The sequence below is a fragment of the uncultured Clostridium sp. genome (assembly GCF_934754915.1).
In the GTDB taxonomy this organism is placed as follows: Bacteria; Bacillota; Clostridia; order Clostridiales; family Clostridiaceae; genus Clostridium.
The window spans coordinates 1-4847 of record NZ_CAKVKB010000196.1; the positions used below are offsets into that span (position 1 = coordinate 1).

General features: G+C 26.4%; 5 protein-coding genes. 1 reads left to right on the forward strand and 4 read right to left on the reverse strand.

The genetic code is table 11. The annotated features are described in order from the left end of the window. Window positions 1-592: restriction endonuclease subunit S (locus Q0F58_RS17195; protein ID WP_294379097.1), on the reverse strand; the 592-nt coding region annotated here is incomplete at its 3' end. A 4-nt stretch (window positions 593-596) separates the two neighbouring features. Beyond that, window positions 597-2054 (reverse strand): class I SAM-dependent DNA methyltransferase, encoded by a 1458-nt coding sequence (locus Q0F58_RS17200; protein ID WP_294379098.1) that lies wholly within the window; start codon window positions 2052-2054, stop codon window positions 597-599. A 208-nt stretch (window positions 2055-2262) separates the two neighbouring features. Between Q0F58_RS17200 and Q0F58_RS17205 the strand changes: the two genes are divergently transcribed. Next, the gene (locus tag Q0F58_RS17205) at window positions 2263-2610 is read left to right on the forward strand and encodes a hypothetical protein (protein ID WP_294379099.1); all 348 of its coding nucleotides are present in this window, start codon (window positions 2263-2265) and stop codon (window positions 2608-2610) included. Window positions 2611-3304: 694 nt separating this feature from the next. On the opposite strand, the gene Q0F58_RS17210 is transcribed toward Q0F58_RS17205, so the two are convergent. Beyond that, window positions 3305-4321: a helix-turn-helix transcriptional regulator gene (locus Q0F58_RS17210; RefSeq protein ID WP_294379100.1), complete on the reverse strand. Its 1017-nt coding sequence runs from the start codon at window positions 4319-4321 to the stop codon at window positions 3305-3307. 218 nt (window positions 4322-4539) lie between these two features. Continuing rightward, window positions 4540-4847: hypothetical protein (locus Q0F58_RS17215; RefSeq protein WP_294379101.1), on the reverse strand; the 308-nt coding region annotated here is incomplete at its 5' end.

Below are 4847 nucleotides of genomic sequence, written 5' to 3' on the forward strand. Positions count from 1 at the left end.
AAATATTTTTTAATTTTTTAACTTCCCATCCCATAGGATTATTAATCGGGTCACCAAACATCTCGATAAATTGTGATTTGACTAATTCATCTAAACATTCTATCTGAATTTTTCTTTTTTCCATTAATTCTTGAGCTTTGCCTAATATTTTTGCTATTTTTTCTTGAACTTCCAAATTAGGTATTGGAACTACAATATCATCAAAATACTTTTTAGTAATATGTTTCATTGTTGAACCGTGCATATACTTAATTGCACTTTTCAGACATAAATCCACTATAAATTTATAATATTTTTTATTTATATCAACTTTATTAAATACGACTTTAAATATATGTTGATTTAAAACTGCTTCTTCTTTAGTCCACTCATATATGCCAATACTTGCAGACCATGATATTAATATATCTCCTTTGTTTACTATATATTTTTCATCTATGTCTCTGCTAAAATAATTTATTTCATTACTACTATTAGTTAAATTTTGTATTCTTATTATTGGTCTGCCTTTATTATCCCAATCTTCTGGCTTAAAAGCATAACCATTAATATATGTTGCAATCTCCCCTAATTTTAAATATTTAATATTCATAAAATTATCCCTCAATCATTCTTTCCAATTCTTTAATTCCCTCATCAATTTCTTTTTCAAGAATCTTAACTCTATTTAAAATAACCTGTGGTGCATCATATTCAATTTCTTTATATTCTATTTCTTTATACTTATTAATTGATAAATCATAACCATTTTCTCTTATTTCATCTACATCTACAAAGAAGCTCTGCTCTGTTCTCTTTCTTTCAATTTCCTTATCTAAATTATTAAATCTTTCTATTATATCTGGTATATCATTATCATCAACTGGATTCCTCTTGTCATCCAAAGAATATCCGTCTGCTTTCATATCATAGAACCATACTTTATCGGTTCCCCCAGTGCCTGTCTTTGTAAATATAATAATAGCTGTACTTACGCCTGCATATGGCTTAAATACTCCTGAAGGCATAGATATTATTGCTTCCAGCTTATTATTTTCTACTATTTCTTTTCTAATAGATTTATGTCCACCTGTTGAACCAAATAAAACTCCATCTGGAACAATAGACGCACATCTTCCACCTGTTTTTAAAATTCTTAAAAACAATGCTAAGAATAAAAGTTCTGTTTTCTTTGTTTTAGTAGTTTTTAAAAGGTCTGCACTTACAGCTTCATAATCAAGACTACCCTTAAATGGTGGATTTGCTAATATTAATGTAAATTTTTCACTATCTTTGTTAGTTTCAGATAATGAATCTTTATAATCTATATTAGGGTTGTCCACTCCATGAAGCATCATATTCATAGCTCCAATTCTAAGCATAGTTCTATCCATATCAAAACCATTAAACATCTTATTATTAAAATGTTCTTTTAAACCTTGTACTAAAAACAAATCACTATGTTTTTCTCTAAGATATTCTTCTGCTCCAACTAAGAAACCAGCTGTTCCCATTGCAGGGTCAACTATAATATCTTCTGGTGTAGGTTTCATAAGCTCAGCCATCATTTTTATAATGTGTCTTGGAGTTCTAAACTGTCCATTTGTACCAGCTGTAGCTACTTTAGATAAAAGATATTCATATAAATCCCCCTTAACATCCTTATCATCCATTTCAAGCTTATCTATTGCATCAACAATTTTAGATAACATTAAAGGTGTTGGGATTTTAAACATAGCATCTCTCATATATTTTGCATATGCAGATTCCTTATCGCCATGAATATTTTTTATAAAAGGAAATACATCTTCTGAAACTATTTTATACATTTCCTCTGCTTCTTCATTTTTAAACTTGCTCCATCTTAACTGTTGTTTATCAGCAGGAAATATACCTTCAAACGGTATACCAAGTAATACGGCATCATTTTCCTTCATAGTCTCATTATCATCTAAATCCTTTATAAATAAAAGGTATGTAAACTGTTCAATAACTTCCAATGGATTTGTAATTCCACCAGTCCAAAATGTTTCCCAAATTCTATCTATCTTGCTTTTTAATTCACCTGTAATCATTATATATCCTCCATATTTTTCTTCATATTACAATTTTACTATAACAAGAACTTATTTTCTATTTATCTATATTTTTTATATAAAAAATTATTGTCCAATTCATTCTGTCTAAGAGATAGAACGAGGTAGAACATCTAAAATCGACTATTTTTCTTACTTTTCATCTATCATATAGAAAAATAAGAAAAATAAATGGAGGTGTTTGAATATGGAAAAAATCAAAGTAAATGATATAGAAAAAGATGTAAAAAAAATTAAAAGAGCTATTGAAGGCTTTAGAAGAATGGATAAGGAAGCTGTAGAAAATCTAGAAAGAGAGGGGTTTGAGTTTATGTATTTGGGTACAGGCTATAACTCCTGGATAAACTCTATGAGGATAGATATTATAGATACTCGAATGAATAAAATTTTTAAAAACAAAAATTTATTTCTTGCTATTGGAATTTGCTGTAAAAAATATGGCTCTGGTTCTTTATATAGAGCATATGCTAAGGAAATTGATGATACTGAGAATTTTACTAAAGAGCAAGTTGAAGAGCTTAGAAAAAGATTATAAAAACTAATATGTATATAAAATAAATTGTATGTTATGATATTAATATAAATTTAGAAAACAAAAAAGCTTAGATATATTGATAGTATATCTAAACTCTTATACAATCAGTTAAAGCAAGCAACTGATACCACTATTTATAAAATATATTTAATAAAATAGTAGCTAAGATTTGCAGTCGTTGGCTACTATTTTTATTTTATCCATATATTCACAAAAAGATTATTGTATTATCTATATTATTTAGACTTCTTACAATAACTTTATTTGTCTGCTGATATTAAGATTTTATGATGTTTGTTTTTGATAATTAAAGAGTTTATATATACTGAGTTTTCAGGATTATTAAAGAGTTGCTGGTTCAGGTACTACAATAAACTATCTTTCTTATTTCAAACATGTCAGTTTATATATAACATCTCCAGTAATATTAAGCTTTCTTTATAGGTCTTTTAATATATATCTATGTTAACACTCAAACCTTATTTTTCTACTAATAAAAAATGATTTAGCTTTAGTATCTGAAAAAAGAAAACTATATAATATCTCAAGTATTTATCTTTATACCTAGCATAGTGTTTCACATATGATATACTATTATCATCAGTATTAAATACTGATTCACTATCTATAATATATCTATAAAAATAGTAGCAATAATTTTTACATAGCTACTATTTTTATATCTTTGTTCAATCTATAACCAAATCTGATTTATATTTTCTGTACTTTTTATATAATTACCAAATTCCCTTCCTACCTTTGTTGGCACTATAAAATAAGATGTTACCACATTAAATTTAGGTTCTTCTAAGTACTGAACCTCTCTATCTTTAGTTAATGATTTTAACATTTCTATATCATTCTTATGTTCATCATAGTATTTTTTCTTTTCTTTATATTCTGCCTTTTTAGTTAAATATTCAGTATCGTCATTTTCCATCTCTATAAATTTGTAATATTCCTCTGGAACATATTTTTGAAATGTATCAAATGAAATTCTTCTTGCTTCATCAATATAATATTCTTTATGATAACTGTAATAATTACATTTATGTTTCTCTTTTTTTAAAATATCATAATAATATTTTTTATCATCTTTTTGTTGCATATACTTATGGTTTTCTAAATCAAAATATTCAAACAACTCATAGACATCAACAAACTCCAAATACCTAATATTAAATATCTTATCAGGGTTCTTTTTAATAATTTCGCAAACTGTTAATCCCAGTTCACTTAAACTTCCATAAACATATTCTTTCTGCTGTGATGATGAATATGAACGATTATTTGTCTCCATTAATTTTTTATCTACTAAACTATCAAGTATATTGCTCATTACAAAAGGATTGTAGGATAGCCCTTTCATTAGCTTTGTGTCTGTCCCCATATATCTTAAATACAATACGCCTAAAACTTCTTGTTCCTCTTTTGTCAGCTTAAAATCAAACATCTTTTGTGGCATAAATGAATATACCTTTTCTTGCTCATTATCAGGCTCTACATCCTCTACTAAGGCTTTAATAATATCTTCTTTATCAAGACCATATACCTTTGCTATAGCTGGAATAAGGTCATAGGATGGCTTTGTATATTCATCTTTCTCCCAATTCTGAATTGTATTAATTGTAACCTCAAGAGCTTCTGCTACATTCTGTTGTGTAAATCCTTTTTCTATTCTTGCCTGTTTCATTAATTGATTAAATTTCATAAATTGTAACACTTCCTTTTATTTTTTATTTACAATTCTTATTTTCATAAAATATAAATTATATTACAATCCAAACTTCATTTAATTCTTACACAACTTGTTTACAATTATTCAACTAATTTTCCATTCTAACAACTCATAATTAAAATTTGTTTTTGGTCTTTACTAAATCAAATTTTTCTTAGTTCTTTATCTTATTCTGAAACTATTTAAACATTCTAATTCATAACTTGTCTATTTTGTGCATTTTTTATTAAATTTCTTTCTTCATCTGTCAAATTTATTTTTATTATTTCTATATTAAACTCCCTTATACACTCTGAAAGCCAAGAATTTCCTGTCAGCTTCTTTATTACATCATCATCACATAAAGCAATAATCTTTCTATATAACACATTATGCTTTTTATCTAAAAGAAGCATTTTCGTAATATCATTTGAAATTTTATTACTTTGAGCTTTCTTCATTTCTCCTATATGAACAAAAATCTCTCCTATAATTTTATATTCCTTTGAATAAAAATCAG

Coding starts and splice junctions, on each gene's coding strand:
- Q0F58_RS17205 (WP_294379099.1), top strand. CDS start 2,263: ATGGAAAAAATCAAAGTAAATGATATAGAAAAAGATGTAAAAAAAATT.
- Q0F58_RS17200 (WP_294379098.1), bottom strand. CDS start 2,054: ATGATTACAGGTGAATTAAAAAGCAAGATAGATAGAATTTGGGAAACA.
- Q0F58_RS17210 (WP_294379100.1), bottom strand. CDS start 4,321: ATGAAATTTAATCAATTAATGAAACAGGCAAGAATAGAAAAAGGATTT.